Raw genomic sequence first — 3,294 nt, 5'->3', positions numbered from 1 at the left:
GGCGCCGAGCACGCCGATGCTCAGGTCGGCGGCGTGCATCGAACCGCCCCGGCCGGCGTTGAGGCCGGTGACCCGGCCGCACAGCTCGGCGAGCATCCGGGCCGGGTCGGCGCCGCGCGCCAGCACGTGCCCGTGCCCCCGGTGGGTGCCGGCGAGCACGTCGTCGGCACCCAGCGCCGCGCAGACGCCGGCGGCGACCCCCTCCTGGCCGAGGTACGGGTGGATGCCGCCGACGATCTGCCCGCCGTGGACCAGCTCCACCGCCCGTTCCTCGAACCGGCGGATCAGCCGGACCGTGCGGTAGAGCCGGACCCTGTCGGCGTCGGTCACGCCGGCCCCTTGATGGCGGCGAGGATGTCGTCCCAGAGCCGGGCCCGAGCGGCCAGCGCGGTGTTGACGGTGTCGGCGCACTCCTGCCACTTGCTGTCGTCGTCGCCGCACAGGTCGGCGAGCATCTGCATGGCCATCGGGGTGTGCTGTTCGCCGTCGACCTCGATGTGGCGTTCCAGGTAGTCGACGAACGTGTGCAGCCGGTTGCTGACCTCGTTGACCGAGACGACCTGGGTGAACATGTCCGGGATCAGGTCCTCCCGGCCGAACGCGAAGGCCGCCGCCTGACAGTGCACCGGGGTCGACTCGATGATCTGCCAGGTGGTCGCCGCGAACCTCGCCGACGCGGCGGGCACCCCCGCCTCGGTGAGCGCCTCGGTGACCGGACGACCGGCGCGCAGCAGCTCGATGAGGGCGTTCACCGCCGTGGTGTCCGCGCCCGCCTCGGCCATGCCCCGCACGTACAGCTCGAAGTGGCTGATGTAGCCGCCGCCCAGCTCGTCGCTCTCCTCGACCATGACGATGTCGTTGATGAGGCGACGACTGCCGGTCGGGCCGGTGGGGATCCACGGCACGCTGACGCAGGTCAGCTGCCGCTGCAACGACTTCAGCAGGGACATGAAGTCCCAGACCGCGAAGACGTGGTGCTCCATGAAGGTGACGAGCGCCTGGTGGGTGTCGAGGTTGGTGTAGAGCGGGTGCTTGACCACGGCGTCGCGGCGGTCGGTCACCGCCCGCTCCAACCGCTCGATGCCCGGGTGCGTCCTACCCCAGTCGTATCGTGACATGTCAGCCTCCCTGCTGGGCGCGGTGGCGCCAGATGACCGGGCAGTAGTCGGGGTCCGCGTAGTCCGGCCGCCCGTCGTGGGTGCGGCGGACCAGCACGTCGTGGTTGTACGCGGCGAGCGTGCCGTCGGAGAGCGGGTACTCCCGCCAGGCGTTGTCGCCGTCCTGCAGGTGCAGCGAGATCGCCTGTCGGGGGCGACCGCTGACGTTGGGGCCGCTGCCGTGGTAGGTGCGGCAGTGGTGGAAACTCACGTGTCCCTTGGGGATCACCATCGGGATCTTGCGGATCTCCGCGCCGTTGTACGCGGCGTTCTCGGCCAGCATCTCCTCCAGCTGGCTGCGGTCCCGGTCGGCGAAGTGTCGCACCACCGTGTCGTCCGCGCCGATCTCCTTCCACCGGTGCGAGCCGTCGACCATGGTGATGGTGCCCATCTCCTCCCCGCAGTCGTGGAAGGGGATGAACGCGGTGAGCATCTTCTCCGACGACGAGGACGCCCAGTAGTGCTTGTCGAAGTGCCAGGGCACGATGTTGCTGGGCTCCCCGTCGATCGGCGGCTTGTAGATCAGGGTGGACTGGAAGACCCGGATCTCGTCGGCCTGGGCCAGCCGGGCGGCGACCGCGCCGATCAACGGTTTGCGCAGGATCGCGCCGAGCCCGTCGTGCTCGTGGTGGACGTAGTCGTTGTGCCGCTGCACCGGCCCCCTGGACGGGTCCCAGTAGGCGAGCTTCGGTGGGCGTACCGGAAGCCGGCGGTCCCGCTCACCGTCGTAGTAGCGCGCCGCCGCGGCGGCGAGGGCGTCCACCTCGTCGTCGGTGAAGATCTTCTTCGACAGGTACCAGCCGTGCTCGGCGTAGTGCCGCACGTCATCGTCGGACGGCAGCAGCTCCCGCTCCTCGGCGGTCAGCGTGGGCTCGTACTCCGTAGCGGTCATGCCCCCACCCCCGGTGGGGTGGCCGCCACGGCGGCCAGTTCCCGCTCCTTGGCCTCGTAGAGCGCCTTGATGTTGCCGCTGCCGAAGCCCCGCGCGCCGCGCCGCTCGATCAGCTCCAGGAAGAGCGTGCGGCGCACGTGCATCGACTCGGCGAAGATCTGCAACAGCTGACCGTCGTGGTCGGAGTCGACAAGCACACCCAGCTCGCGCAGTCGGTCCAGCGGGGCGTCCACCCGGCCGACCCGCGCCTCCAGGGCGTCGTAGTAGCTGGCCGGGGTGCCGGCGAAGCGCACCCCGCGCCGGCCCAGCGCCTCCACGGCGGAGACGATGTCCTCGGTGCGCAACCCCAGGTGCTGCACTCCCCCACCGGCGTGCTGGTCGAGGAACGCGTCGATCTGCCCCGGCCGCCGGGTGCGGTCCGGTTCGAGCAGGACCACGGTGACCCGCCCGGACGGGCTCTGCACCACCTTGGAGTTCATCCCCTGCCCGTCGACCTCGATGTGCTCCTCGAAGATCTGCGCGAAGTCGAACAGCGCCTCGAAGTGCCGGACCGTCTCGTCGAGCTGACCGGGCGGCACGCAGACCGCCAGGTGGTCGATCTCGGCGAGCACCGGCGGGTGGTTGTCGTTCGCCGAGGCCGCCGGGGTGATGGCGCCGGGCAGGAACTCAGCCTTGTCGCCCCGGCGCTGCACCAGCCGGTGCCGCACGTCGGCGAAGCCGTCCACCTCGGCGATCACCACCTCGGCGTCCGCGCCGGTGCGGGTGGTCGGCGGCGTCACGCCGGTCGCGCCCCGACCCACCAGCTCGGCGTACGCGGCCGACACGTCGTCGACCCCGACCGCGACGACAGCGATGCCGTCACCGTGGCGCTGCACGTACCGGGCCGCCGGATGCTCTGCGCTCAGACCGGAGGTGAGCAGCAGTCGGATGTCGCCGTGGCAGAGCAGCAGTGAACGCTGCCCTTCCAGCCCGGTCTCCGGGCCACCCTGGCCACAGATCTCGAAGCCGACGGCGGTGCTGAAGTAGAAGGCCGCCTGCCGGGCGTCCCCCACGTAGAGTTCGATGTGGTCGATACCACTGATGTCCATGCCCCTGAAACCCCTCCCACACAGTTCCCCCCGCGTTGCCGTCCGGGCGCGCCCGCCCGGGATGCCGCCTCGATCACCCCCTCGGCTCGGCGACGCGCGCCAGCACCAGGCTCACGTTCTGGCCGCCGAACCCGAACGAGTTGGTGACCGCGTACTC

At 70.9% G+C, this 3,294-nt stretch carries 4 protein-coding genes; all 4 read right to left on the bottom strand.

Annotated elements, in window-relative coordinates:
• Nucleotides 1-330, bottom strand: a 330-nt coding sequence (locus KBX53_RS27095; RefSeq protein WP_309140862.1) for a thiamine pyrophosphate-dependent enzyme, incomplete at its 3' end; no start/stop codon positions are given.
• The gene (locus tag KBX53_RS27090; protein ID WP_030333003.1) at nt 327-1,118 is read right to left on the bottom strand and encodes a DUF3050 domain-containing protein; all 792 of its coding nucleotides are present in this window, start codon (nt 1,116-1,118) and stop codon (nt 327-329) included. The genes KBX53_RS27095 and KBX53_RS27090, both read right to left, overlap by 4 nt.
• Nucleotide 1,119: 1 nt before the next feature.
• A complete protein-coding gene (locus tag KBX53_RS27085; RefSeq protein ID WP_030333001.1) occupies nt 1,120-2,049 on the bottom strand; it encodes a phytanoyl-CoA dioxygenase family protein in 930 nt (309 codons plus the stop codon).
• Nucleotides 2,046-3,137, bottom strand: a complete 1,092-nt coding sequence (hppD, locus tag KBX53_RS27080; RefSeq protein WP_210862360.1) for a 4-hydroxyphenylpyruvate dioxygenase — start codon at nt 3,135-3,137, stop codon at nt 2,046-2,048. The genes KBX53_RS27085 and hppD overlap by 4 nt, the downstream gene beginning before the upstream one ends.
• Between the last annotated feature and the right edge of the window lie 157 nt (nt 3,138-3,294).

Origin of the sequence: Micromonospora sp. M51 (assembly GCF_018070305.1) — a bacterium.
GTDB lineage: Bacteria > Actinomycetota > Actinomycetes > Mycobacteriales > Micromonosporaceae > Micromonospora > Micromonospora parva.
The sequence above is the reverse complement of the archived record's forward strand: the minus strand, read 5'-3'. Positions and strand labels throughout refer to the sequence as shown.

Bases quoted from the DNA above. Each gene is read 5' to 3' on its own strand.
- KBX53_RS27090 (WP_030333003.1), bottom strand. From the start codon at position 1,118: ATGTCACGATACGACTGGGGTAGGACGCACCCGGGCATCGAGCGGTTG.
- KBX53_RS27085 (WP_030333001.1), bottom strand. From the start codon at position 2,049: ATGACCGCTACGGAGTACGAGCCCACGCTGACCGCCGAGGAGCGGGAG.
- hppD (WP_210862360.1), bottom strand. From the start codon at position 3,137: ATGGACATCAGTGGTATCGACCACATCGAACTCTACGTGGGGGACGCC.